Raw genomic sequence first — 24,855 nt, 5'->3', positions numbered from 1 at the left:
ACACCGTGCCCTCGGCCGCCTCGCACAGGGGAGTCATGTCGTACGAACGCCCGGGCGCCGGACGGGGTTTCGCCGGAGCCGCCGCCTGCCGCCGCGCCTTCGCCCGGGGTGCCGGATTCGCCCGGGGTGCCTGCTTCACGGCCCTGGGCGGCTTGGCCCCGCGCGGTGGGCGCGCCGGCCGGCGCGGCTGCACGCCGGCCGCCGCCGCCCCGCGTGGCGCCGCATCCGGCACGGACCGGGGCCCGGGCGGCTCCGCCGCGCCTTCCTCGGCACCCACGGCCGGAAGACCCACCAACGGCCGCGCGGCAGCCGAGGGTTCACCCGGCTGACCGGGCGTCCCGGCCGGGGCGGGCGCCGGCGCGGGTGGCGATGCGTCCGGCACGGAAGCGGGGTGGACCGTCACGCATCCGGAAGCCATGACGAAGGCGGCAAGTGTCAGGGGCAGGGCCCGGCGCAGCTGCATCCGACCACCCTGCCGCACCGGCGCCGCGCCGGCCCTGCCGATCACACGGTCGGGTGACGAGGAGGGGCGGGCGCACGGAGAGCACCGGGGGCGCACGCTCCGTGGCGAACCGGAGCGGATCCGGTCGATCGAACATACGATGGGCGGGAACCGGCGCGGGCGGCTCGCCGCACCGCCGGACCGGGCCGCTCGTGGGAGACGCATGGCACAGGGCGCCGAACCAGCTCGGACCGTCATCCTGACCGTGGACGACGATCCAGGAGTCTCCCGTGCCGTCGCCCGTGACCTGCGGCGCCACTACGGGGCCGGCTACCGGATCGTACGCGCCGAGTCCGGCGAGTCCGCGCTGGAGGCACTGCGCGAGCTGAAACTGCGGGGCGACCTGGTGGCGGTGATCCTGGCCGACTACCGCATGCCGCAGATGAACGGCATCGAGTTCCTCGAACAGGCCCTGAACGTGTACCCGGGCGCCCGGCGCGTGCTGCTGACCGCCTACGCCGACACCGGCGCGGCGATCGACGCGATCAACGTCGTCGACCTCGACCACTATCTGCTCAAGCCCTGGGACCCGCCCGAGGAAAAGCTCTACCCGGTCGTCGACGACCTCCTCACGGCCTGGCGCTCCAGCGATTACCGGCCGGTCCCCGCCACCAAGGTCGTCGGGCACCGCTGGTCGGCGCGGTCCTCGCAGGTACGCGAGTTCCTCGCCCGCAACCAGGTGCCGTACCGCTGGTACGCATCCGACGAGCCCGAGGGACGCCGGCTGCTGGAGGCGGCCGGGGCCGACGGGCGGCGGCTGCCCCTGGTCGTCACCCCCGAGTGCACCGTGCTGATCGAGCCCGAGCCGGCCGACCTCGCCGCCCACGTGGGGCTCGCCACGACACCGGCCGCCGACTTCTACGACCTCGTCGTGATCGGCGGCGGTCCGGCCGGGCTCGGCGCGGCCGTGTACGGGGCCTCCGAGGGGCTGCGCACCGTACTGGTCGAGCGGTCGGCGACCGGCGGACAGGCCGGGCAGAGCTCCCGCATCGAGAACTACCTCGGCTTCCCAGACGGCGTGTCCGGAGCACAGCTCACCGAACGCGCCCGCCGCCAGGCCGGCCGGTTCGGCGCCGAGATCCTCACGGCGCGGGAGGTCACGGGACTGGAGGTCCACGGCCCCGCGCGGGTCGTCCGCTTCTCCGACGGCTCGTCCGTCGCCGCACACAGCGTCATCCTGGCGACGGGCGTGTCCTACCGGCAGCTCATGGCGCCGGGCTGCGACGACCTCACCGGCCGCGGCGTCTACTACGGCTCCTCGCTGACCGAGGCCGCCTCCTGCCAGGGCCACGACGTGTACATCGTCGGCGGCGCCAACTCCGCCGGACAGGCGGCCATGTACCTCTCCCGGGGCGCCAAGTCGGTGACCCTGCTGGTACGCGGGGCGTCCCTGACGGCGTCGATGTCGTACTACCTGGTCCAGCAGATCGAGGAGGCGCCGAACATCTCCGTGCGGACCCGGACCGTCGTCGAGTCGGCCCACGGCGAGGAGCACCTGGAGCGGCTGGCCCTGCGGGACGTCGACAGCGGCGCGAGCGAAATCGTCGACGCCCAGTGGATGTTCGTCTTCATCGGCGCGGCCCCGCTGACCGACTGGCTGGACGGCACGGTGCTGCGCGACGAACGCGGCTTCATCCTGGCAGGCCCCGATCTCACGCCCGACGGGCGGCCGCCCGCCGACTGGCCGCTGGACCGGCCCCCCTACCACCTGGAGACCAACATCCCCGGCGTGTTCGTCGCCGGCGACGCCCGCGCCCAGTCCGCGAAACGCGTCGCCTCCGCGGTCGGAGAGGGAGCGATGGCCGTCATGCTCGTCCACCGCTACCTGGAGCAGTCATGAGCGGCACGTACGCGCACTGCGACCCGCAGGAGATCGCCTCGCTGTTCCTGTTCGAGAAGCTGACGCCGCGGCAGCTCGGCCAGTTGTGCGCCGAGGGCCGGGTCGAGCGCTTCGAACCGGGACCGGTGTACACCGAGGGCGCGCCGGCGACCTGCTTCTACGTGATGATCGAAGGCACCGTCGTACTGTCCCGCCGGGTCGGCGGCGACGACGTCGAGGTGAGCCGGACCTCCCAGCGCGGTGTGTACGCCGGAGCCATGCAGGCCTACCTGGGCGACCGGGTGCCGCAGACCTACACCAACTCGATGCGGGTGACCGAGCCGACCCGCTTCTTCGTGTTGCCCGGGCAGGCGTTCTCGGACTTCATGCAGGAGTGGTTCCCGATGGCCGCGCACCTGCTGGAAGGCCTCTTCTTCGGGGCGAAGAACACCCAGCGGGCCATCGGCCAGCGCGAACGGCTGCTGGCCCTCGGCTCGCTGTCCGCCGGCCTCACCCACGAACTGAACAACCCGGCCGCGGCGGCCGTCCGGGCCACCGCGACCCTGCGGGAGCGCGTCGGGAGGATGCGGCACAAGCTGGCCGTCATCGCCCGGGGCGACTACTCCCGCGAGGCGATCGCCGACCTGATCGAGATCCAGGAGCGCACGGTGGAACGCGTCGCGAAGGCGACGGCGCTCAGTCCGCTGGAGGCGTCCGACCGGGAGGACGAGCTCACGGACTGGCTCGACGACCACGGCATCGCCGAGGGCTGGCGGGCCGCACCGACCTTCGTCCAGGCCGGGCTGGACGCGGACTGGCTGGACCAGGTCGCCGCCGCCGTGCCGGAGGACATCCTCCCGGGCGCCATCGGCTGGCTCAACTACACGGTCGAGACAGAGCTGTTGATGGACGAGATCGACGACTCCACCGCCCGCATCTCCCACCTCGTCGACGCCGCCAGGCAGTACTCGCAGCTCGACCGGGCCCCCCACCGGGTCGTGGACGTGCACGAACTCCTCGACAGCACCCTGCTGATGCTGTCCGGCAAGATCGGCCCCCGGGTGCGGGTGGTCAAGGACTACGACCGCTCCCTGCCGAAGGTGCCCGCCTACCCGGCGGAGCTCAACCAGGTGTGGACCAACCTCATCGACAACGCCGTCTTCGCCGTCGCGAGTACCGGCGGCGACGGCACGCTGACCGTCCGCACGGCACGGGAGGGGGAGCGGCTGCTGGTGGAGTTCCGCGACACCGGGCCCGGCATCCCCGCCGACATCCGCAACCGCATCTTCGACCCGTTCTTCACCACCAAGCCGGTCGGCGAGGGGACCGGCCTCGGCCTGGACATCTCCTGGCGGATCGTCGTCGACAAGCACCACGGCAGCCTCCAGGTCGAGTCCGCCCCCGGCGACACCCGCTTCCAGGTACTGCTGCCGTTGACCGCACCCGGACCCGAGGACGGACCCGAACCCGACGACGGACCGGACGCCGAGAGGGCCGGGGACGAGCCCGGAACCGAGACAGTCGAGGAGCCCGCATGACCGACATCAAGGGAATCGACCCCAGCGTCCCGCCGACCGGCACCGGCTGCGCCGACTGCGACGCCGTGGGCGGCTGGTGGTTCCACCTGCGCCGCTGCGCCCAATGCGGCCACGTCGGCTGCTGCGACTCCTCGCCCGCCCAGCACGCCACCGCCCACTGGAAGGCCACCGGCCATCCGCTGGTGCAGAGCTTCGAGCCCGGCGAGCAGTGGTTCTGGGACTACGACGGCGGCGAGATGTACGAGTCCGGACCCCGGCTGGCCCCGCCGGACGACCACCCGGCCGACCAACCGGCCCCCGGGCCGGCGGGCCGGGTACCGGAGGACTGGACGCGCCGCCTGCACCGATGAGCAGCCGACCCGCTGAACCGGCGGCCCCGCTGACCGGCCACCCCGGGCGCAGCCGTCAGCGGAGGACGGGCTCCCGGCGCAGCGCCGCGGGTGTGGTTCCGTACCAGCGCTGGACGGCCCGGCGCAGGGCGCGGGCGTCGGCGTAGCCGCTGCGGGCGGCGATCGCCTCGATGCTCAGGTCCGTGGTGTGCAGCAGCCGCGAAATGTGGTTCCGGCGCACCGTCTCGACCTCGGCGCTCCACGTCGTGCCGTGTTCGTCGAGGCGGCGCTGGAGGGTCCGCGGACTCACGGCCATGCGCCGTGCGACAGCGGCCAGTACCGGGGCGCCTTCGTCCTGGACGCAGGCCAGGGCGCCGCGGAACAGATCCAGCCAGTCGCGCAGCGGGACCGCGGCCGCGAGGGTCTGGTCGGCGTGCCGTCGCAGGACGGCCGACAGCCCGGGCTGGGCGTGCGGCGCCGCGGCGGTCAGGTCGGAGCCGCGGAAGACGAGGGAGCTGACCGGGGCACCGAACTCGATGCTGCGGGTGCCGTAGAGCTCGATCAGCGCGTCGTGCCGGCGGGGTGCCTCGGCGGCCAGCGTCACGCGCAGGGGGACGAGGCACCGTTGCGCGGCTTCGCTCAGGCGGCGCAGGTACAGGCCGAGCGCACAGGCGAGCACGGCGCAGGCCGCCTCGTGTGCCAGATCACCCCGGTTGAGGTGGCTGAGGGTGACGAGACCGCCGTCCTCGCTGATCCGGAGGTCGTCCGTACTGGTGTCCAGGACGGTGCCGAGGTAGGCCTCGGCGTCCCGGATCCCTTCGAGGGGAGTGGGCGCGGAGGTGATCAGGTAGTCCCACACCCCGAGACTCCCGACGGGTGCCTCCCGGGCGAGCACCAGGGACACCTCGGTCCAGGGCGCGCGGACGATCGCGAGTTCGGTGATCCGCACACTCGTGACGACGGGGGGCCGGCACAGGTCGTCGTCGAGGTGCTCGGGCGCCGTGCCCAGCAGGTGCGTGTACGCGGTCGGGGGTATGCCGAGCGCCCGCGCGGCATTGACGTTCAGACGGGTGAGGGCGGAGGACGTTGTCCCCTGGTGCGCATGCGAGACCACAGGGGGTGAGCATAGACGCAGCGTGAAACACCGGCGCAGGCCGCAGTGCGGTGCCTGAGGTCCCCGATGCGGCGCGGACGGCCCCCGGGTGGCGCGTTCGGTCCCCTTGCTGACGCCTGCTGCCATGGGTCAACCGGCCCGCACGGCCCTAGCGTGGTGGTCGTCCTCGCAAGGTGCCCCGGCACCGGAGGCGCACGGGAGGTCCCGTCCGGATCGGAGCTCCCCCACGGGGGTGGGGGGCTCGGGATCCCCGGACGCGGGCCACACCACCTCCCCGGTCCGGACCGCCGTTTGACCCTCTACCTGGTGGAGGGCGCAGAGTTCCGGGTGTGGAGAACGAGATGCGCAGCATCGGCGAGATGGCCAGGGACAGCGGACTGAGCGTGAGTGCTCTCCGGTTCTACGACGGGGCGGGCGTGCTGGTACCGGCCCGGGTGGATCCGGCCAGCGGCTACCGCTGGTACGGGCCCGAGCAGCTCGACGAGGCGCGGGTGCTGGCCCGGCTGCGCCGAGCGGGCATGCCGCTGGCGGACATCCGGCTGGTGCTCGCCGGCTGGTCCGGCGCGGACACCGACCTGGTACGCGGCCTGCTCCAGGCGCATCTGCGCCGGCTGGAGACCGGACTGGCCGAAGCCCGCAGCGAGTTCTCCACGGTCCGAGCGCTACTCGAACGCAGGGAGAACCCCATGACATCGCTCCGCACCGCCACCGTCGTTCTCACCGTCCGCGCACCGGAACCAGGGCCTGTATCGAGTTGCCCCGCGGCGTCGCGACGCCCGGCACGCACCCTCGGCGCACGAGCCGATGCCCTGGTAGCTCCGCTACGAGGGCATTCGTCCCGCACGCCGAGGGCACGCACCGAACGCCGCTCCTTGCTCCACGGGGCAACTCGATACAGGCCCTAGCCCGGGCACTGGACAGCGTGCGCTTCGCCGCCGGCAACGACCCCGAGCTGCCGGTGCTCGGCGGCCTGCTCTTCGACATCGAAGGTGACGGCCTGCGGATCGTGGCCACCGACCGGTACCGGATGGCCGTCGCCCGGGCCGAGACCGCCGGGTACGAAGGACCCCGGGTCCAGGTCGTCGTACCGTCCCGGCTCACCGATGCCATGCGCGCCCTGCTGGGGGACGAGGACACCGTCCGGCTGACGGTGGACGGCGACCGCGTGGCCCTGCGGACGGAGGGCCACGAGACGGCCGGCCAGTGCCTCGACCACGACTTCCCCGACTACCGCCGCCTCGTGGTCCTGCCCGCGGGGCGCCGCGCCCGCGTCGACGTGCCGGCGTTCCGGCACGCGGTGGAGACCGGGCCCGTCCGCGAGAGCGAGGTGCGCGAGCCGGGCGGCGTACCCTGCGACCTCAGCGTGCTCCGGGTGGCGGACGGCGCGGTGACCGTCTGCGGGGACGGCCCCGCCGGCCCGGACCAGGTCGCCGTCAACCGTGCCTACCTCCTGGAGGCCCTGGCCGCCGCCGGCCGAGACGAGCTGGTCGTCGAGGTGGGCGCCCCCACGGCGCCGCTGGCGATCCGCCGCACCGACACCGACGGGACCTTCTCGATCCTGATGCCCGTCCGCCTGGACGGCTGACACCCGCGCCGGCCACGGCAGGCCCCATCACGCCCGGGCGCCCACCCGCGTGGCCACCCGCAGGGCGTGCTCCACCGGGCCGCGGCGCAGCGGGCTGTCCGCCCAGACCCGCTGCCAGACCCAGGTCAGCGCCAGCGCCGCGCCGCTGAAGGCGAGCCACGCCGACCAGGACGCGGCGCCGTGCGCCGGGCCGGCCAGGACCAGCGCGTGGACGACGTACGCACTCAGCGCCATCGCCCCCAGCACCGTGAGCGGCCGCAGCAGGCGGGCGCCCACCGCGTGCCGCGCGGCGAGTGCGCACAGGCCGATGAGGGCGCACCCCACCCCCGCGTTGCCCAGGGTCTCCAGCGGGGTCTGGCTGTAGGGGTCGGCCAGCAGCAGCCAGTCCCAGGAAGTGCTCGGCACGGCGCCGAACTGGCTGTTCAGCACCTCCCGTACGGGGTCGGCGGCGGCCATCGCCTCCGGGTGGTGGACCGCTATCGCCTCCAGCAGCCGCTGCCGGGTCCCGAAGACGTGGCCGGCCAGCCAGGCGCCGCCGTAGCCGGCGACCGCGGCCGCCGTGCCCCACACGGCCATCCGCCAGGCCATCACCCGCTCCCGTATGTCGCACAGGCGGGCGAGGGCCATCCCGGCCAGGACGTACGGGAAGTACGTGGCCAGCGGATACCCAACGGCTCCGGCGCCGCCCTCCTCGAAGGCGGCCGCCCCACCGCACCGACCGCCCTCGACCGGCTCGGCGTGCTCCGCGCCCCACGGACCCCGCAGCGCGGTGCGTGGCGCGGCGGCACGGTCCCCGCGCAGCGGCCCGTGTCCGACCTGACCGGATGGCTGTTCGCCCCCGACGGCCGGGTCCTCGTACTGATCGCCCGGGCCACCGGCGCCGCCCGCCTCCCGCACCCGGACGCCGCGGCCGCCACGGGATCCGCCCCGCTCGGCTACCGCGACGGTGAGGCGGGGGTACACGTCCGCGTCGCGGCCCGCCTCACCGGCCTCCCGCCGGCCGCGGACCCGGCGTACGCCCGCCTGCTGGCCACCCCCGAACAGGTCCGCGAGCTGAGCGACTGGGGCCCGGCCGGCGAGGACGAGCTCGCCGCGGTCCACGCCGCCCGCGCCCGCCTGGGGCTCCCCGTCCCGGCCCGCACCCCGCTCACCGAGCTCCCCGACGAGGGCCTGCGCTGGTGACGGGGCGGCGGGACCGGCCGGCGGGACCGGCCGACGGGGCCGTCCGCCGGAACCGGCCGCCGGGGCCGTGACCGGGAAATCCGCCGTCCGCGGTGCACGGTCCCGCAGCATGGGGCCATGAGCGACAGCGCGATCACCTACACCCTCTACATCCAGGCCGATCCGTCGCGGGTCTGGCAGGCCCTCACCGACCCCGCCCTCACCCGCCGGTACTGGGGGCTGAGCTTCGAGACCGACTGGGCCGTGGGCTCGGCGATGGACTGGGTGGAGCGGGGGGCCCGCACCAGCGACCCCGGCCAGCTCGTCCTCGGCTGCGTCCCGGATCGGCTGCTGTCCTACACCTGGCACACCTTCAGCCCGCAGTGGGCGGCCGCGGCCGGGATCGACGAGGAGATCCGGTCCGAGCTGGCGAAGGAGCCCCGCACGAAGGTGACGTACGAGATCGAGCCGGTCGGCGGGGCCCTCGCCCGGCTGACGATCCGCCACGAGGGCTTCCAGCCCGGCGGCACCCTGATCGCCATGTGCGGACAGGCCTGGCCGATGCTCGCGTCGAGCCTGAAAACCCTCCTGGAGACCGGCGCGCCCCTCCCCGGACCCGAGCGCCCGCCCGGCGCCCGCACGGCCTGACCCGGGCGAGAACGCGTACGCAGGGCGCCGCGCCGCCGACACGGCGTACGGGTCCGGCCGGCCGACGGGGGGAATGTTCGTCCCTCGTAGGCAGCCTCCGGGCTGACGGCCCTGGCACCACTTGACGGCACCCTGGCCACGGGTCCCCGACAACGGTCGTGTGGAATGGAGCCCATGCGGAGTGGCAAGAAACAACGGCGACCTGTCATAGGCATGCCGACGGGAGCGCCGGTCCTGCCGGTGGCGGAGTGCTCGGCGACGCCGATCACGGGTGTCGGCTTCGGACGGCCCGACCCGTCCGCCGACGCGGCACAGGCCGAGGGCACCGCCGCCGCGACCGCGGCCGCCGACACCGCGTCCCGCCGCCACGGACGGAGCGTGCGGACCGACTGCACGCCACCGGTGGGCGGCGCCCGGTCGGGGCACGTCCGCGAGGCGGCCGCCCGATGAGCCTGCCCGACCTCGACCCCGATCTCGACCCCGACGCGCCCCCCGAGCACCGGCGCTACACCCGCCACCTCGAAACCCTCGCCGCGACGCCCGGCCCGAGCGCCGAGGCCGAGGCCATGGCGGCCGTCCTGCGCGACCCCGACCGCGTGATGGCCGAGAGCGCGGCCGTCACCCACCTCGACCGACGGGCGGCGGTCCTGCTCGCCGACGACGCGTTCACCGCCTGGGCGCGGGCCATGTCCGCTGTCCTGGCCGGTCGGGAGTTCCCCGAGCGCCGGCTGCGCGAGTGGAGCCTGCTCAAGGCCGTCACCCGCGGCGAGCCGTGGTCCGCCGCCGATCTGACCGGCGCGTCCGACTGGTGCCAGCGCACCGCGGTCCGGCTGCTCGGCTCGTACCGGGCCCTGGAACTGCTCGCCGCCGACGCCCGCACCCGCCGCGTCCGCAACGCCGCGGCCGAGCGCCTGCGCAGGCGGCCCGTCCTCCCGCGCTCCGAATGACCCGCCGCCCGCCCGCTTACAGCCCTTAGGCTGCCCGGGTGACCAGCACACAACTCTCCCGCGTCAACCGCTTCATGGCGGACTTCGCCCGCCGCCAGGCGGTCCGTACCGTCCCACTGCCCGGTGGCTTCGCCGCCTACGACGACACCTTCGCGGAGTCCCGCGCGAACAACCAGGTCGTCATCGACGGGGACGTCGACCCCGAGGCCCTCCCCGCCCTCGCGGACGAGGCCCTGGGCCATCTGTCGCACCGCCTGGTGAGCGTGCTCGACGACGAGACCGCGCGGGCGTGCGCCGCCCCGCTGGTCAGCGCCGGCTACACCCACTCCACCTACCTGGTGATGCTCCACACCGGCCCGGTGCCGGCCCGCGCGGCCGCGCACGAGGTCGGCCTCGACGCACTGCGCGGCCCGCTGACCACCCGCTGGCGCGGCATCCTCCCGGACGTGGACGACGAGGTCGTACGCCAGCTCGTCGACCGGCGCGAGGCCCGCCTGCGCGGCGCCGACGACGTCCGCTTCATCGGCTCCCGCGCGCAGGACGGCGAGGTCGCCTCCTGGGCCGACCTCTATCTCGACCCAGCGGCCGGAACGGCCCAGATAGAGGACCTGATGACCGCCGAGGCCCACTTCCGCCGCGGCCACGCCGACGCCGTTCTGGCCACCGCCCTGCACCTGGCCGGCGAGGCGGGCTGCGGCACCCGCTTCCTGACCGCCGACGCGGCTGACTGGCCGCGCCGGTGGTACGAGCGCCGCGGGTTCCGCGTCATCGGCCACTCCCACGCCTTCGAACGCGAGTGACCACCGAAGCCACCGGCGGGCCCCTGACCGGGCCGCCGCGGGGCCGTGACCGGGCCGCCGCCGGCCCGGGCCGTGAGGGGCCTCCGGTGGGCCGGCCCCGACTGTGGCCTCAGATGCCGCGGCGGACCCGGGCGGCGCGGCGGGCCTCGGCCTGCTGCCGGGCCTCCAGCGTCTTGCGGGACTCCTTGCCCTTGCCGGACCGGCCGGGCCGGGTGCCGATGCCGCGGAAACCGAGCTCCGTCCCCGACGGCCTGCCCTTGGCGTCGGTCGGCGCCGAGCCGGACAGCGGCACCCCCGAGGGAGCCTTCGCGCCGGTGATCCTGCTGAGCGCCGCCTCACCCGAGCGCACCTGCGTGATCGTCGGCCGGATCCGGGCGTCGGACAGCAGCCGGACCATGTCCCGGCGCTGGTTCGGCGTGACGAGCGTGACGACCCGGCCCGACTCCCCGGCCCGGGCGGTGCGCCCGCCGCGGTGCAGGTAGTCCTTGTGGTCGGCCGGCGGGTCGACGTTGACCACGAGGTCGAGGTCGTCGATGTGGATGCCGCGCGCCGCGACGTTCGTCGCGACCAGCACCGTCACCGCCCCGGACTTGAACTGGGCCAGGGTCCGGGTGCGCTGCGGCTGCGACTTGCCGCTGTGCAGCCCCTCCGCCCGTACGCCCATGGCGCGCAGGTGCTTCACGAACTGGTCGACCCCGTGCTTGGTGTCGAGGAACATCAGCACCCGGTTGTCGCGCGCCGCGATCTCGGTCGCCGCCGAGACCTTGTCGGCGGCGTGGATGTGCAGCACGTGGTGGTCCATCGTCGTCACCGCACCCGCCTGCGGGTCCACGGACGAGGAGACCGGGTCCTTCAGGTACCTGCGCACCAGCTGGTCGACGTTGCGGTCCAGGGTCGCCGAGAACAGCATCCGCTGCCCCGCGTGGTGCACCTGGTCCAGGATCTCCGTGACCTGCGGCATGAAGCCCATGTCGCACATCTGGTCCGCCTCGTCGAGCACGGTGATCCGTACCCGCTCCAGGTGCACGTCGCGCCGTCCGACCAGGTCGCTCAGCCGCCCCGGGGTGGCCACGACGACCTCGGCACCGGCCCGCAGGGCACTCACCTGGCGGCCGATGGACAGGCCGCCGACCACGGTGGCCATCCGCAGCCGCAGGGCCGCCGCGTACGGCTCCAGCGCCTCGGTCACCTGCTGCGCCAGCTCACGCGTCGGTACGAGGACCAGCGCCAGCGGGCGCTTCGGATCGGCCTGCCGGCCCGCCGTCCGCGCGAGCAGCGCCAGGCCGAAGGCGAGGGTCTTGCCGGAGCCGGTCCGGCCGCGCCCGAGCACGTCACGCCCGGCGAGGGCGTTGGGGAGGGTCGCCGCCTGGATCGGGAACGGCTGCGTCACCGACAGGGAGGCCATGGTCTGCGTCAGCTCGACGGGCAGGTCGAGCTCGGAGAACGAGTCCACCGGTGCCAGCGCCGGCGACTTCGGCTCGGGCATCGCGAACTCACCCTGCGGCCCGAGGCTCCGGGGGGCCTTGGCTGCGGTCCTGGAACCGGCCTTGGCACCGCCCTTCACACCGAAGCGCCCATGAGCTGACGGGTTCCTCATGCAGGACCTTTCGAAGTACGGGGAGAAGCAGGAAAGAAGATGGTCAACCGCCCATGGTACCAGCGGGGGGCGGACCCGCCGGGGCGTCCAGTTCGCCCGAGCGCACCTGGGCGCAGTGGGCGCGGACCTCGGCCGCCGCACGCTCGAACCAGTCGGCGATCACGGCGACCTCGTCGGGGGTGTAGTCGGCGAACAGCGCGCCGAGCCGGTCGTAGAAGGGCTGGTAGACGGCGAAGACCCGGGCCGCGGCGGCCGGCTCCGCGACCACCCGCACCCTGCGCCGGTCGGCGGGATCGGGGCGGCGCCGCGCGTATCCGGCCTTTTCGAGGCGGTTGAGCACGCCGGTGACCGCGCCGGTGGTCAGGTCCACCAGTTCGGCCAGGTCGCCGGCCGCGAGCGGGGTCTCCCCGGCGCCCAGGATGTGCCCGAGGCAGGTCAGATCGGTGACGTTGAGGCCGAGCCGCTGCGCCACCTCCTGCTGGCCGACGATGCCGAGGGCGACGAACTGGTCCATGCGCGAAAGCGCCTCCGCGGCCGTGGCCGCGGGGCGGGGCTTGCCCTGCACGCAAATACTCCTTAGCATCTAAGTTACTTAGCTTGTGAGATACTTACCTCGCTAAATAAGCATCTCCTTGTCCGAGCCTACTGCTGTCCCCTCCGACCAGGGAGAACCATGAGCGCGCACGGTCACGTCGACCTCGGCCACACGGTGGCCGGCTGGACCGGAACCACCTTGGCCCTACTCGGCTTCGCCGGAGCGGGGGCCGCCGTATGCGCGGCCTGGACGCCCGGGATCCTGATCGGCCTCGGCACCGTGGCCCTGGCCGGTCTCGTCACCTGGGCGCTGCACCTCGCCGGCTGGGGCAAGCCGAGCGGCCCGCGGCCGGAAGCCGAGTGGGACTGGCGGGTCCGGGACACCGCGGGGCGTACCGGGCACGCCGACTGCCTGGGCTGCCGCGCCGCGGGACCCCGCCGCCGCGCCACGGCGGCCGTCGCCGGTTCCCGCTCCCCGGCGGCGCTGCCGACCGCCGAAGAGACGGCCTGAGCCCGTACGGGCGAAGGGGCTCCCCGCACCGCGGAACCGCGGACGGATCGACCGCGGCAAAGGCCGGAGCCGTGCGAATGACCCATGCTGCTCATCCATCGGCCTGCCCGCCGCACGCTGCACCCGCGTACGTCACGGTGAGCGGCCGGGTCCGGGGCGCGTGCTGCTCGGGCGGCGGCTTCCTCAGGGCGTCGGGGGAGGGCTGCCGGGGGTGGGGAGGGTGGCGGTGATGGTTTTGCCGCCGCGGTGGAAGCGGATGAAGGTGCCGGGGGCGAGGGTTCTCACCACGCGCCACCCGAAGCCGCCCGGTGTGTCGGGGGAGGGCGGGCGCAGGTGCGGTGGGAGGGGTGAGCGGTCGGAGACCTCGATGGTGACCTGGCCGGCCGAGACGGCGATGCGGAAGCCGGTGAGGCCTCCGCCGTGGCGGATGGCGTTGGAGACGAGTTCGCTGACCACGGTCAGCACGTCTGCGACCAGAGCAGGGGGTGCGTCGTGTTCGGCGAGGACGCGGCGGGCGGTCTCCCGGGCCTGCGCACAGTTCACCTTGGCCGGGAGACCCGTCCTGCCTGATCGAGGCCTCATACGGAGCGCCTGCCCCAGGCGCCGCCAGAGATTCCGGCTGCCTGCCCCGAGCGGCTCAGCCGGCACGGTCTGGGGTGTCGCGGATTTCGAACAGCGCCAGGGCACCGGTCATCTCCAGCATCCTCCGCAACTGGGACGGGAGCGGGCCCTGGAGGGCGAGAGGACGGGTGTTGCGCAGCCGGATGAGCGCGTTGAGGAAGCTGGAGTCGCCGAACTCCACCTGCCGCACATCGACGACCAGGAGACCGGCCGGGAGCGTCTGGACGTCGCACGCGTCCACCAGGAGTCCGGTGGTGTCGAGGTCGAACTCGCCGGAGCACACGACGACCCGCACGCTGTCGACGTCGGTGCGGACCGTCACCTTGGGCGCAATCACACGGCCTCCTGGAACACGAGTGGATCTACACACCGTGACGGTACGGTACGCCCCCGCGCCCCGGTACCCCTCCGCGCGGCAGCGGGTCAGTGCCCGAGACGGAGGGTGAACAGGGGGCGGGTTTCCGTGAGGTCCAGCAGGTGCAGAGGCTGGTCGCGTAGACCGGTGAGTTCCAGCGCTCCGCCCGCCAGGCCGACGCGGTGGCGCAGGGCGAGGAGGGCGTTGAGGCCGCTGGAGTCGATGAACGTGACGGCCGACAGGTCCAGGGTGAGGGTCCGACGGTGCAGGTCGATGGTGCCGGTGGCCTCGGCGAGGTGCGGCGCGGTGTCCATGTCGAGCTCGCCGGCCACGGTCAGAACCGTCCGGCCGGGGCGCACGGCCACGCGGAGACCGAGGGTGGGGGACAAGCTCTGACCGGAGTGCGGTTGCATGCTGGGCCGTCCTGTCGGATCGGAGCCCTCCCTTTCCGCGCGCTACAGCGGGAAAGAAGTGCGCGGCATTCGGCGGCCGCGCGGTCGAGGAGGCCCGGACCAGGAACACCCCCACCCCGCGAATGGCTTCTGAGGGCAGGACGCGGCGGCACGGATATCGCCAACGGCTACTACACACCTACCCCCACCACCACCGCCCATGCCCGGCCGCCGACCCGATTCGGGGCTGGGGGTCCCTGGCACCAGCTGCCCCATGCGCCCGTAAGCGCCTGGTCCAGAACTGGGAGCCGGGTGCCGGGCCCTGGGATACGCCGCCACGGTCCCCGGCTCCTGGACCGTGTATGCGCTCTGGCCGCCGATCGCGGTGGCACTCGCTGTGATCGTCGACGGCCGGGAGATCGGCGGCGGGCTCGACGCGAGCGGGATGGGCCGGGTCAGCCGCCATCGGCAGGAAGTCAGGGAGTCAGGGTCACGGTGTCCGCGTGGCGGTGTGCCACCTTCCACGCGCCGTCCTCCCTGCGGTAGACCTGGGTGGCCCGCAGCGTGTAGGTACGGGGCTGCCCCTCCACGGAGGCGGACGTGTGCTCCAGACCGACCGTGTAGGCCATGTCCCCGCTGACGTCGTAGGCCTGCAGCTCGTACTCGTAGGACGTGCAGTCGCTGAAGCCCTGCGCCAGGTCGGTGAAGAGGCTGTCGAGCTCGTCGCGGCCGACCGCACTGCGCCACGCTCCGAGGACGCTCACGGGCTCGGTGTGCGACCAGAGGGCACGCCGTGGCGCCGCGTCGCCGTTGTGCAGCGCGACCTCCGCCTCGTACAACGTGGTCCGTACCCACGCCAGGAAATCGTCGTGATCGGCCATGCCTCCATCATGGCCCCACCCGCGGGCCGGGTCCGGCAAGAGCGTGGCCGTTCCCGAACCGGCGGGCCACGCCTGGTCGCAGCCGACAGCGGGCCGGTGGACCGGCAACGGCAGCGGCAACGGCAGGGCGAGAATGCACCGATCACCCGACCGATCACCTTGTCCAGGGGGCACCGCATGACCACGGTGAAAGACATCGACGCGCGCGGCACGCAGCACTGCGAGACGACCACCCTGGGGCTGTTGCTCCGGCACCAAGGACTCGATCTCTCCGAACCCATGCTGTTCGGTCTCGCCTCAGGCCTGTCCTTCCTCTACTGGAACAGCAAGAAAATGGACTTTCCCTTCCTCGGAGGGCGCGTCAAACCCTTCGACCTCACCCGGAACCTGGCCGCCAGGCTTCGGCTGCGACTCCAGGTCCAGGAGACCACCTCCCCACGCAAGGCATGGGACAACGTCGCGGCCTCGATCGACGCCGGCCACCCCGTCGGACTCCAGCTCGACAGCCACCACCTTGACTACTTCGGCTCCAAGGTCCACTTCGGCGGCCACATCGTCGCCTTGTACGGCTACGACGATCACACCGCCTACCTGGTGGACACCGACCAGCAGGGCGGAGCGGTCTCCACCAGCCTGTCCAGCCTGGCGCGGGCCAGGGCCGCGCGGGGCCCGATGACTGCCAAGCACCGGTCCTTCACCCTCACCACTCCGAAGAACATGCCCGCCCCGCACGGACAGATCGTCCCGGCGATCACCGCCTGCGCCGACGCCTTCCTCAACCCGCCCATCGCCAACCTGGGCCACCGCGGCATCGAGAAGGCCGGCAGGCTGGTGCGGACCTGGCTCCAGTGCACCGACGACCCGCAACGGGACCTGCCCCAGGCGGCATCGCTCATGGAGAAGGCCGGTACCGGCGGCGCCCTGTTCCGCAACGTCTACCGCGACTTCCTCGCTGAGTGCACCGAACTGCTGGACAGCAGCCACCTGCGTACCGGCCACAGGCTGTACGCCGAGGCAGCCGTCCTCTGGACGGAGGCAGCGGCCTTGATCAATGAGGCCGGTGAGAGGGGCGATGCCCAGTGCCTCGTCCAGGCCGGCGCGGTCATGGGCGATCTGGCACGTATCGAGCGCGAGGCCATGTCCGCGCTCAGCTGCCTCAAGGGCGCCTGAGCATACGAGCATCAGCCTCCGGCGTCGCGGAGGCCCGTATCTCAGCGCTGTGCCTGCTGCAGGAGAGAGATCTGCTGGGCGATCACGGAAGGCGGGAAGGTACGTATGTCGCGGCCGCCGACCGACAGTTTGGTGAACGTGGCGATGACGCTTCCGGTGCGGACCACGGTGTACCGGGTGACGTGCGGGCCCACCTCGGTGGGGGCGGTGATCTCGAACTGCACCGCTTCGTCCCCGAGCTTCGGGGCGGTGTCGACTGTGACCGTGCCCTTGTAGGGCGTGGTGGGGGCCGGGCTCTCGTAGTACCGGCAGGTGCTCAGCCCCTCGCGAACCTCCTCGAACACCGCCACAGCGCCGGAGTTCCCGTACGAGGCGAGGGTGGATCTGCCGCCGTTGTCGTTCTCCCAGTTGAACGTCTGGTCCACCACGGCCGGAGCCGGCTGGGAGGGACGCCGGGCATGGGCGGCGGCCAGCAGCTGCCGGCAGGCAGGATCGGAGATCTGGTCCTTCCAGTCGACGACCCGGGGCTCGCGGACGGAGACGGGATGCCAGTCCGCGTCCGGGCTCTCCTGCGGCAGTGCGGCGGCCACCAGCTGCTCGGCGGTCAGCGGGCGGCTCGCGGAGGCCACGGCGGAAGGGGAGACGGAGGCGGCGACGGGCTCGGGGCGCGCGGGCTCGGAGGCAGGCTTTGCAGGATCCGCCCCGCAGCCGGCGACGGCCAGTGTGGCGACGGCCACGAGAGCCGGCACGCCGGAGGTCCGTGATGCAAAGCGTATGGGCATGGTTCGTCCCCGGGCGGCGCGGTGTGGATGATCGAGCGGAGGGTACCTCACCGGAATCCCGCCCGTGCGGCAGCCCTGCGGACGTCGATCTCGGACCGGCGTACCTCGACGGCAACGTCGTGTCGGCGTAGGCGGTCCGGCAGGCGTACGCGGTGTGCGCCCCTCTCCCCGGGAGCGGACCGGTACCCGCTTCGTCGCTCCGGTGTGCGAAAACGCGAGTGCGGCCGGGTCGGGCGGTCTGGGACCATGCCCGGATGGCCCATCCTCTCGAATCCCTGGTCATCCGACACACCCACCACCTCCCCGCCCCCTCCGGGCCGGCAGGGCAAGGCGGTGCCGCGGCGCGGCAGTTCGACGCAGCGCTGATGTCCCTGGGCTTCAAGCTCTCGGGGGAACTGCTGGAGCGCCTGTCGGGCCTGGCCGAGGAGAGCGTCCTCGACACCGCGTCACGCACGCTGGACACCGTTCGCGCGATGGTCGGGGACCACGTCCGGCACAACGCCTACTTCGTCGACTTCCCCGCCAACGTGCCGGACACGCTCGACTTCTGGACGCAGTGCATCCGCGAGGCGCTCGACCGCGACGACTCCCGGGCCGGCATCCTCGACCAGCTCCGGTCCGGTGTCGTCGACCTGCTGAGCCTCCCGACGTACGGCACCTACCGGCACACGTACGAAGAGATGCTCACCGCGCACGACGAGCTGATCGCCGCCCTCGGCGACCGCATGACGGTCCTGCACGCGGGCGGCGCCCCCGAAGCCGAGGTCACCGCCCTGTACCTGGGCCTGGCAGGCAGTGCCACGCCGTTGGGCGAGGAGGACTTGCGCGACCTCGCGGTGCTCGCCGAGCACTGCGCCGACGGCCCCCAGCCCGCGCAGATCCCGGTCCGGGAGAACCGCGCCGTCGTCAACCGCGCCCGCCTCGACCGCGGCGCACACCTCCTGCTGGACACCGTCACCGACGCCCTGCGCCTGGCCTGCGCCCTGTCGGACGGCGACGTGTCCCTCGCCGAACCGACCCGCTTCCGGTCGCTGACCCGACCGGTCCGCCGCGCCCTCCTCGCCGGCCTGGACGCGGTCGTCGCCGCGTCCCCCGCCAAGCTCGCCGACGTCAGCGCGCACCGCGAGGCGTTCAAGCGCCTCGGCGAGCGCCTCCACCCGCACGAGTACCCGCGCTGGCCGCACGCCGCCGACGTGTTCGCCGTCGCCCGCGGCGAGAAGGACGCCCGGACCCTCGACAGCCGCGTCGAGGAACTGCTCGGCGCCGACGACGTCACGGGCGCGGCACGGCTGCTGGCGTCCGCCGCCCCGGGCAAGCTGCTGCGCTCCCTGGACCGGCTGCTGCGCGCCTGCCCCGGGCAGGCGGAGCGCGACGCGGTCACGGCCGCCGCCGAGGAGGCGGCCCCGCAGGTCTCCGGCCGGGTCCTGCTGTCCGTACGCGAACACCTCCACAACCGGACCCAGGCGCAGGCGCACCCCGCGCGCCGGTTCTTCGTCAACCGCGGGGGCCGCGCCTGGGTCACCACGGACACCCGCCCGCCCGTGCCGGAACCCGAGACCAAGCGCCTCGCCGCGGCCCTCGACGCCGAGACGCGGCGCCGGCTCCCGGAGCCGGAGCACCTGCTGGTCGACCCCGCCGTCCTCGACGTCGCACTGCCGCTCAGCGGCAAGGCGACGGCCGCCGGACTCGGCGTACTGCCCAGGGGCTCCGTCTCGCCCGTCGACGGGGAGCTGCTGCGGTTCTTCGTCCACTGGCGGCAGGCGCAGCGCAGCACCGACTTCGACCTGTCGGCGCTCATGCTGGACGGGTCGTACGAAACGCTGACCTGGCTGTCGTACACGGCCCTGCAGAACCTCGAAGGCGAACACTCGGGGGACATCACCGACGCCCCGGCGCCCGACGGTGCCTCGGAGTTCATCAACCTGCGCCTGGACGCCGTACGCGGCGATTTCATCGTCCCGCAGGTCAACATCTTCGCCGGGGAGGGCTTCGAGGAGGTCGCCGAGTCGTTCTTCGGCTTCATGCTGCGCGACGCCGATCAGAAGGGCCGCCCCTTCGAGCCGCGAACGGTCCGCATGAAGTCGCAGATGCGGGGGACGGGCAGGGTCGCCCTGCCACTGGTGTTCCTGCGAGGGGACGACGGCAGGTGGTACGCCAAGTGGCTGCACCTGTACCTGAAGGGCAGCCCGAGCGCCAACCGGGTCGAGGGCAACAGGGTGTCGGTCGCCACCCTGGTGCGCGGCATCGTCGAACGCGACCACCTGACGGTCCGGCACCTGATCGGCCTGATGGCCGACCGGTCGGCCGACCGGTCCACGGCCATCACGTGGTGGGACGGCACCCAGGTCCCGAACGGCCCGGTCACGTACGTCGGCCTGGAGCGTCCGGAAGGACTCCACCCGCAGTCAGTGGTGATCACCCCGGAAAACCTGCGCGCACTGATCCCGGCCTGACTGCTACCGTTGGCGCCGGCGAGGCCATGGGCGGACTTCCTTCTCACCACTCCACTGAACTAGTCCCCCCGCTTTCCTCGCCGTCGACGGCGAAGCCGGGAGGCCCCACGGGCACCCCGGCTTCGCCGCGTCCGCGCCGACAGCGGGCGGCGGGGTCGGGCGTCAGGCCTCGGGCCGGCACGGGCACCACCCGGCCAACGAATCACCGATGCTCTGCCACGCGCGCCACTCCAACCACGCCGACGGACTCCGACCTGAGGACTGTCGTCGAGCCCGGCGACCTCATCTGCCCCTTCGGGGTCTTCCCGCGGGAGTTCTGCGGTGACCGTGGTGAGGGGAAAGGCAGCCGCAGGCGACCGGGTGCGAGGGCCCGGTGCCGGCCCGCACAGGCTCTCGATCGAGACGCCTGCCGCCCTGCGCTGGATTTTCTACTGTTCCCCGGGCTGACCCGATCGAGGTGCGGGCTGTCCCTTGTGGTGGCGCCCGACTCGTTGCGGGCATGCCCCCGTCCGCCTGGGCCGCACCCGAGCGCATCCTCGCCACCCAAGTACATCTCGGATCCTAACCGCGTGCGGAGATGTCCGCCCCCGGTCCCACCGGCCTAGGTCCTGTCTGGAGTCCGGATCATGAGTGTGGTGCGATGCTGCGGAGCCAGAGCATCGCACCGCACAGGTGCAGTCCGGCCTCGTAGCTCTTCGGGGTCTTGTCGTACCGGGTAGCGATACCGCGCCAGTTCCGCAGTCGGTTGATGCACCGTTCCACGGTGTTGCGCTCCTTGTAGAGCGCCGTGTCGTGCGAGACCGGCCGACCGCCGACGCTGCCACGCTTCTTGCGGTTCGCGGCCTGGTCGACCTTCTCCGGGATCACCGCTCGGATACCGCGTCGTCGCAGGTAGCGGCGGTTGCGCCGGGACGAGTACGCCTTGTCCGCGGCCACCGCGTCCGGCCGGGTCCGCGGACGCCCGATCGGGCCGCGTACCTTGACCCGCTCCAGGACCGGGGCGAACTGCGGGCTGTCGCCGGCCTGCCCGGGCGTGAGGACGAACGCAAGCGGGCGGCAGCGCCGGTCGGCTGCCACATGGATCTTGCTGGTCAGCCCGCCTCGGGAACGCCCCAGCTCGGCGGCTTTCAAGCGGGCCCTGTGTCGCCGACGGGCCCGTCGCCGCTCGATGCGCGCCTCATCCTCGACCTGTCCGTCCTGCGGCCTTTGCCCAGTCGCCTCGCCCCCTTTTCGACCTCGACGACCATCTCCAAGGCCGCCAACTGCTCGGGGTCCAAGGCCATTCCGGCGGCGTGATGGTGGGCCCGGGCGGTCGCCGAGTCCACGCTGACCAGGCCCAAGTCGGCCTGGCCGCGGGTGGCGGCCTCGGCGATCACTGCCTGCATGAGGTGCTGGAAGACGCCCTGCGTCGCCCAGATCTGGAAGCGGTCGTACGCGCTCTGCCAGGGCCCGAACTCGCCCGGAAGGTCACGCCAGGGGCTACCGGTCCGGAACCGCCACATCACCGCGTTGAAGTGCTTCCGCAGGTCAGGGATGGGCCCAACCGCGGCAATCGGCAGATGGGGCTCGATCAGGGCCCACTGCTCGTCGGTGAGATCGCCTCGCGCCATGACTGACGGTCTATCAAGACCGAGCCTCCGCGCGCAGGCGATCTACTGAACTCCTGATCCGAACTCCAGACAGGACCTAGCACGCTCGCGGACTTCGCCGTCTGGGCCGCACGTCGGCGCCACAGCCGTGATCTCCGTCTCTGCACCGGCTCAAAGTCGCCCGTATGCGGCTCGACGAGGGGGCGCTCGATAGCGTCCAGCCATGACCTCAAGTGAGTATCTGCTCGACCTGATCCGGAACACCCCGGAGGTTGATCTGCTGCTGCGGACGTCGTTCGGCTTCGACATCGGGCGGAAGCATCACGGCGAGGGGCTGAGGCTTGCCTCGGGTGCTCCGCTGGAGCCGATAGCCGGGGAGCCCGCAGGCGGGACCTATTTCCTGTGTGCTGAGCAGGATGGCCGTCGACCGGTGGTGTTCGCTAGTTCCGAAGGAGAGGCAGGACTGATCGCCGACGACCTGGCGGATGCGCTGGAGATCATCATCGGGATCGAATGGCGCGACTGTCTAGGGTTCTCCGGCGGCGGCGATTTGGAGACCATGCAGGTCTCTGCTCGGCACCTCGACCGGTACGCGGCCCGGGGCAACCCGGAGATCGCCAAGGAGCGCGCCCTCGTAGCCGCGGCCCTGCGGCTTCGTGTTGTGCCTGTCGCCGACCTTGTCATCCGCCTTTGGGAAGCCGCTTCGAGAACTGAGGCGGGCCATGCGGTGACTGACGGGGACGGCGAGGTGTACGACTCACCTTTCGGCGAGCATTCGCAGCCTCGCCACGGTGACTGGAGCTGACCAACCGGTAGTTGCTCGCCAACCAAAGCGAGGCACGACTGGGACCACCATGCACGGGCCTCATAGACAACCGGCATGGCGACGTTCCTGGCCCTCTTCGACCGCACCAGCATCGCCTGGAGTCTCGAACTGTCAGCGCTGACTCCCGCACTGCAGGGATCCGATCACCCGGGAAGAAGCCGCAGGTTGCACGTGGAGCTTCGAGACGTCGAGCGGTCCGGGGGAGACGTACCTGCGACAGACGGCACAAGTGCCGTCTGTCGCAGGGAAACGGCAGTCGGTGTTTGAACTGGTCCAGGACGGCTGCAGTCCAAAGCGGCTGGGCGGTCTGGTGGCGCCGCCGAGAGGCGGGCCTGCCCCGATTCCGCGCAGATCGACTCGGCGGCGCTGCGGGGACGCATACGGTTCAGGGATGGAGATCGTCTGCGGCGTTGTCGGCATCGAGTACTCGCACTTCTTCATCGGCGAGCCCATCGAGGGCGCGTTGGTGGGCGTCGACCAGATGCCGGACTTCCGTACTGAGCAGCCCGTGATCATCACCCCTGGAAAAGTCACTGTCCGAAGCTGCGTCCAGTCCCACGACGCCTGGGTGACCCTCATGCTCGCCGACTGCGCGCCGGTCGAGCAGTCGGAGCAGTGGCCGTTGCTCGGTGTGTGGTCCTACGAGCCGGCTGCCAGTGGGCGGATGATCCTCCACGGACCCACCACCGGCCCGGCCCGACCAGCCGTGGGTTGGCTTCCAGGCGGCCACGACCACCCGAGGCCCCTGAAACTCAGCCCGGGTACGAAGTACGCGGTCCACGTCTATGCCAGGGGACGCAAGGACTCCCGAGCCAGGTTTGAAGCCGCCATGACCCGCAAGGACTTCGGCCTGCATGAAGGGTTCGAGGACTACGTGGTCGTCTTCGTGCCCGTAAGGCAACGGGCTGGTATGGGCACCCCTGACGTCAGCGAGATCCCTGTGACAAGCCCCCAAAGGAACCGTCTGGCCGACACTCGGCCGGGGCTTCAGAATGGCGGCTTGGCGGATCAGAGGAGCGCTGTCCGCACGAGAGGTGGAGCGGGGATCGTGGGCAGAAGGATGGTTCGCCGGGGCGGGCCTGGTCGAGGTACAGTCCGGCTGCCTCCCGCCGGTGGGTTACGGGACAACCCTTAACAACCTGAGTTAGAGATCTTTCGGTGGATCACCGAGGCCCCGGCCGCCCGGCCGGGGCCTGCCCTCTCTGGTGCCAGGCAAAGACTGTGTGGCTGGAACTCTGTTTCCAGAAGTGCTCTTCCGACTCGGTAATTAGCGCGTTTCTCGCATGGGTTCACCGGTTCCCTGTCTCCGGCTGTGCACTGGCTCAGCAAACGTGAGCGGTGGCCCAGGTACGGAAAAGCGCAAGTGCCTCGCTGAGGTTCCCGGGGCCGCACGCGGCGTGGAACGTGTTCTCAGCGGTCCAGGCCCAGACCCAGTCCTGCGCGCTGCGATTGACGTCCTGACGGGGGCACTCGCGGCCTTCCAGGTCCGTCTCCTCCAGATCGATTTCGACGGTCCAGCCTGGGTTGTCGATCGTGGCGACCTTCACACCCCACTCGTGCTCCCAGTCGCCGTTGCATTGCCGCGCGTACCAGTCCTGCAGCCAGGCTAGAAGATCCTCTGAATCGCTCATGACAGGAGATGCTAAGCGCCGATCATTCCGGCTCCGGCATGGCTGGGCAGCATGAGAAGCACGGAACCGGCGTAGACGGTGGTGAAGACACTTAAGGCACAGGCGGTCAAGATGCACCGAGGATGCGTAGTGCGCATCGTCGTGATGGCGCAGCCGAGGTCTCGCGGGCTGGCCTCGGAGCATCGAGGGCCGACCGTGTAAGGGCGCGGCCGGGTAGGCGGCAGGCTGATCGGCATGATGGATCTTTTCTGGCTCGGCCACCTGTACTCGTGCACTCACGACGGCGGACACGGAAGAGCTCGTCTTCGGTGAGGACTACGAGGCGGCCGAGGCATTCCACAGGGAACTGCGGGAGCGGGCGAAGTGGCCGGCCTTCACCGTCCCTCCGGCCGCCGAGCACTCCTGCCACGTCGTTTACCGCGCGTGGAAAGACCACCCGGGTGTTGACTGTTTCCTGCATCACCCCAGCTGGGCGCAGGCACTGTTGCTGGCGCAGGACGACAGGCACTTCATGGGTCCCGCCCCCTGTCCTGCCCCGAGTTGTTCTCTGTCACCGACAACGGGCTGCCCGGTGGCAGCACCGCCGATTCGCACCGCCGGACCCTACGGCTCCGCTGCGGCCGCAGAACCTTCTCGGCGTATCTGGGACACCGGCCGTTCCCGCCCGGTAGGATCCTGCACGTTTCAAGTTGTTGTGCCAGTGCCTTGAGGGGACCCATGACGACGGCCGCAACCGAGACTGTTATCAGGACCAAGACGGGCGAGATCGTCACCATCACCCGCGCCGATGTCGCCGTCGCCGCCCTCGACACACCCGACTACACCGCCCACGGGCGCAACGACTTCTGGGTCATGGCCGACATCGGCGGCCGCCTCATCCCTGTGGTCACCCTGATGCGCGCAGTCCTCGGCGACCGAGACCCCCACAACACCAATGACGCAGAGGTGAAGTTCCGTGAGCTCGGCTTCCGCATCTTTATGACCCGCCTCTACGACGAGAACGGGCGCCCTGTGACGCTGCCCAACGACCGCACCCGAGGCGCCAAACCGTGACCCGTCACGCGGCCCGG

At 72.1% G+C, this 24,855-nt stretch carries 25 protein-coding genes and 2 pseudogenes; 16 read left to right on the top strand and 11 right to left on the bottom strand.

Annotation, left to right across the window (positions count from 1 at the left end; genetic code table 11):
* The first annotated feature begins 665 nt into the window (after positions 1–665).
* Genes BSL84_RS03025 through BSL84_RS03015 form a run of 3 tightly spaced genes read left to right on the top strand, consistent with a single transcriptional unit; the run spans position 666 to position 4,209 of the window.
* Positions 666–2,342 carry an FAD-dependent oxidoreductase gene (locus tag BSL84_RS03025; protein ID WP_075969731.1) on the top strand — a complete coding sequence of 559 codons (1,677 nt, stop codon included), beginning with the start codon at positions 666–668 and terminating at the stop codon, positions 2,340–2,342.
* A complete protein-coding gene (locus BSL84_RS03020; RefSeq protein ID WP_045322953.1) occupies positions 2,339–3,859 on the top strand; it encodes an ATP-binding protein in 1,521 nt (506 codons plus the stop codon). Before BSL84_RS03025 ends, BSL84_RS03020 begins: the two co-directional genes overlap by 4 nt.
* A complete protein-coding gene (locus BSL84_RS03015; RefSeq protein WP_030028632.1) occupies positions 3,856–4,209 on the top strand; it encodes a UBP-type zinc finger domain-containing protein in 354 nt (117 codons plus the stop codon). Before BSL84_RS03020 ends, BSL84_RS03015 begins: the two co-directional genes overlap by 4 nt.
* Positions 4,210–4,264: 55 nt before the next feature.
* On the opposite strand, the gene BSL84_RS03010 is transcribed toward BSL84_RS03015, so the two are convergent.
* The gene (locus tag BSL84_RS03010; protein ID WP_075969730.1) at positions 4,265–5,302 is read right to left on the bottom strand and encodes an AraC family transcriptional regulator; all 1,038 of its coding nucleotides are present in this window, start codon (positions 5,300–5,302) and stop codon (positions 4,265–4,267) included.
* Between the two features lie 341 nt (positions 5,303–5,643).
* Here BSL84_RS03010 and BSL84_RS03005 point away from each other — a divergent pair.
* Together BSL84_RS03005 and BSL84_RS03000 are read left to right on the top strand one after the other, a co-directional pair.
* Positions 5,644–6,039, top strand: a pseudogene (locus BSL84_RS03005) (MerR family transcriptional regulator); the annotation flags it as partial.
* Between the two features lie 164 nt (positions 6,040–6,203).
* Positions 6,204–6,887: pseudogene (locus BSL84_RS03000) on the top strand (DNA polymerase III subunit beta); the annotation flags it as partial.
* A 27-nt stretch (positions 6,888–6,914) separates the two neighbouring features.
* Here the strand turns inward: BSL84_RS03000 and BSL84_RS35965 are convergent.
* The gene (locus tag BSL84_RS35965; RefSeq protein ID WP_079273098.1) at positions 6,915–7,514 is read right to left on the bottom strand and encodes a DUF418 domain-containing protein; all 600 of its coding nucleotides are present in this window, start codon (positions 7,512–7,514) and stop codon (positions 6,915–6,917) included.
* 180 nt (positions 7,515–7,694) lie between these two features.
* Between BSL84_RS35965 and BSL84_RS35960 the strand changes: the two genes are divergently transcribed.
* The 5 genes from BSL84_RS35960 to BSL84_RS02970 all read left to right on the top strand — a co-directional run bounded on the left by BSL84_RS35960 (position 7,695) and on the right by BSL84_RS02970 (position 10,443).
* Positions 7,695–8,069, top strand: a complete 375-nt coding sequence (locus BSL84_RS35960; protein WP_234363398.1) for a hypothetical protein — start codon at positions 7,695–7,697, stop codon at positions 8,067–8,069.
* Positions 8,070–8,186: 117 nt separating this feature from the next.
* Positions 8,187–8,696 (top strand): SRPBCC family protein, encoded by a 510-nt coding sequence (locus BSL84_RS02985; protein ID WP_030034222.1) that lies wholly within the window; start codon positions 8,187–8,189, stop codon positions 8,694–8,696.
* Between the two features lie 213 nt (positions 8,697–8,909).
* A complete protein-coding gene (locus BSL84_RS02980; RefSeq protein ID WP_075969728.1) occupies positions 8,910–9,146 on the top strand; it encodes a hypothetical protein in 237 nt (78 codons plus the stop codon).
* Positions 9,143–9,643 (top strand): hypothetical protein, encoded by a 501-nt coding sequence (locus BSL84_RS02975; RefSeq protein WP_075969727.1) that lies wholly within the window; start codon positions 9,143–9,145, stop codon positions 9,641–9,643. The genes BSL84_RS02980 and BSL84_RS02975 overlap by 4 nt, the downstream gene beginning before the upstream one ends.
* 74 nt (positions 9,644–9,717) lie before the next feature.
* The gene (locus BSL84_RS02970) at positions 9,718–10,443 is read left to right on the top strand and encodes a GNAT family N-acetyltransferase (RefSeq protein ID WP_075969726.1); all 726 of its coding nucleotides are present in this window, start codon (positions 9,718–9,720) and stop codon (positions 10,441–10,443) included.
* A 109-nt stretch (positions 10,444–10,552) separates the two neighbouring features.
* On the opposite strand, the gene BSL84_RS02965 is transcribed toward BSL84_RS02970, so the two are convergent.
* Both BSL84_RS02965 and BSL84_RS02960 read right to left on the bottom strand, forming a co-directional pair.
* Positions 10,553–12,040 carry a DEAD/DEAH box helicase gene (locus tag BSL84_RS02965; protein WP_079273096.1) on the bottom strand — a complete coding sequence of 496 codons (1,488 nt, stop codon included), beginning with the start codon at positions 12,038–12,040 and terminating at the stop codon, positions 10,553–10,555.
* A gap of 43 nt (positions 12,041–12,083) precedes the next feature.
* Complete coding sequence (locus BSL84_RS02960; protein WP_045322962.1) at positions 12,084–12,605, bottom strand: MarR family winged helix-turn-helix transcriptional regulator; 522 nt, start codon at positions 12,603–12,605, stop codon at positions 12,084–12,086.
* A 108-nt stretch (positions 12,606–12,713) separates the two neighbouring features.
* Here BSL84_RS02960 and BSL84_RS02955 point away from each other — a divergent pair, with 108 nt between their 5' ends.
* Complete coding sequence (locus BSL84_RS02955) at positions 12,714–13,085, top strand: HGxxPAAW family protein (protein WP_075969725.1); 372 nt, start codon at positions 12,714–12,716, stop codon at positions 13,083–13,085.
* 183 nt (positions 13,086–13,268) lie between these two features.
* Here BSL84_RS02955 and BSL84_RS02950 read toward each other — a convergent pair whose 3' ends face one another.
* The 4 genes from BSL84_RS02950 to BSL84_RS02935 all read right to left on the bottom strand — a co-directional run bounded on the left by BSL84_RS02950 (position 13,269) and on the right by BSL84_RS02935 (position 15,334).
* A complete protein-coding gene (locus BSL84_RS02950; protein WP_051873252.1) occupies positions 13,269–13,628 on the bottom strand; it encodes an ATP-binding protein in 360 nt (119 codons plus the stop codon).
* 94 nt (positions 13,629–13,722) lie between these two features.
* Positions 13,723–14,043 (bottom strand): STAS domain-containing protein, encoded by a 321-nt coding sequence (locus BSL84_RS02945; RefSeq protein WP_045322965.1) that lies wholly within the window; start codon positions 14,041–14,043, stop codon positions 13,723–13,725.
* An 86-nt stretch (positions 14,044–14,129) separates the two neighbouring features.
* On the bottom strand, positions 14,130–14,450 hold the full coding sequence (locus BSL84_RS02940; protein WP_234363396.1) for an STAS domain-containing protein: 321 nt from the start codon (positions 14,448–14,450) through the stop codon (positions 14,130–14,132).
* Between the two features lie 479 nt (positions 14,451–14,929).
* On the bottom strand, positions 14,930–15,334 hold the full coding sequence (locus BSL84_RS02935; RefSeq protein WP_075969723.1) for a nuclear transport factor 2 family protein: 405 nt from the start codon (positions 15,332–15,334) through the stop codon (positions 14,930–14,932).
* A 177-nt stretch (positions 15,335–15,511) separates the two neighbouring features.
* On the opposite strand from BSL84_RS02935, the gene BSL84_RS02930 reads away from it, so the two are divergent.
* The gene (locus tag BSL84_RS02930) at positions 15,512–16,504 is read left to right on the top strand and encodes a BtrH N-terminal domain-containing protein (protein ID WP_075969722.1); all 993 of its coding nucleotides are present in this window, start codon (positions 15,512–15,514) and stop codon (positions 16,502–16,504) included.
* A 41-nt stretch (positions 16,505–16,545) separates the two neighbouring features.
* On the opposite strand, the gene BSL84_RS02925 is transcribed toward BSL84_RS02930, so the two are convergent.
* Positions 16,546–17,253, bottom strand: a complete 708-nt coding sequence (locus BSL84_RS02925; protein WP_075969721.1) for a hypothetical protein — start codon at positions 17,251–17,253, stop codon at positions 16,546–16,548.
* 287 nt (positions 17,254–17,540) lie between these two features.
* Between BSL84_RS02925 and BSL84_RS02920 the strand changes: the two genes are divergently transcribed.
* Positions 17,541–19,739: a TerD family protein gene (locus BSL84_RS02920; RefSeq protein WP_075969720.1), complete on the top strand. Its 2,199-nt coding sequence runs from the start codon at positions 17,541–17,543 to the stop codon at positions 19,737–19,739.
* 624 nt (positions 19,740–20,363) lie between these two features.
* Here the strand turns inward: BSL84_RS02920 and BSL84_RS34575 are convergent.
* Positions 20,364–21,349 (bottom strand): IS5 family transposase gene (locus BSL84_RS34575; protein WP_420711141.1). Its coding sequence is split into 2 segments (ribosomal slippage): positions 20,364–20,945 and positions 20,948–21,349, totalling 984 coding nucleotides; the frame shifts between segments, so codons are not numbered across the junction.
* A gap of 202 nt (positions 21,350–21,551) precedes the next feature.
* Between BSL84_RS34575 and BSL84_RS02905 the strand changes: the two genes are divergently transcribed.
* Together BSL84_RS02905 and BSL84_RS02900 are read left to right on the top strand one after the other, a co-directional pair.
* Entirely contained in the window at positions 21,552–22,133 is a 582-nt protein-coding gene (locus tag BSL84_RS02905; protein ID WP_075969719.1) for a hypothetical protein, read from the top strand.
* Between the two features lie 412 nt (positions 22,134–22,545).
* On the top strand, positions 22,546–23,289 hold the full coding sequence (locus tag BSL84_RS02900; protein WP_075969718.1) for a hypothetical protein: 744 nt from the start codon (positions 22,546–22,548) through the stop codon (positions 23,287–23,289).
* Positions 23,290–23,476: 187 nt separating this feature from the next.
* Here BSL84_RS02900 and BSL84_RS02895 read toward each other — a convergent pair whose 3' ends face one another.
* Complete coding sequence (locus BSL84_RS02895) at positions 23,477–23,785, bottom strand: immunity 53 family protein (RefSeq protein WP_075969717.1); 309 nt, start codon at positions 23,783–23,785, stop codon at positions 23,477–23,479.
* Between the two features lie 717 nt (positions 23,786–24,502).
* On the opposite strand from BSL84_RS02895, the gene BSL84_RS02890 reads away from it, so the two are divergent.
* Positions 24,503–24,838, top strand: coding sequence for a hypothetical protein (locus tag BSL84_RS02890; RefSeq protein ID WP_075969716.1), 336 nt, complete (start codon positions 24,503–24,505; stop codon positions 24,836–24,838).
* Positions 24,839–24,855 lie beyond the last annotated feature (17 nt).

The organism is Streptomyces sp. TN58 (genome assembly GCF_001941845.1).
GTDB lineage: Bacteria > Actinomycetota > Actinomycetes > Streptomycetales > Streptomycetaceae > Streptomyces.
This window is presented reverse-complemented; position numbering and strand designations above follow the sequence as displayed.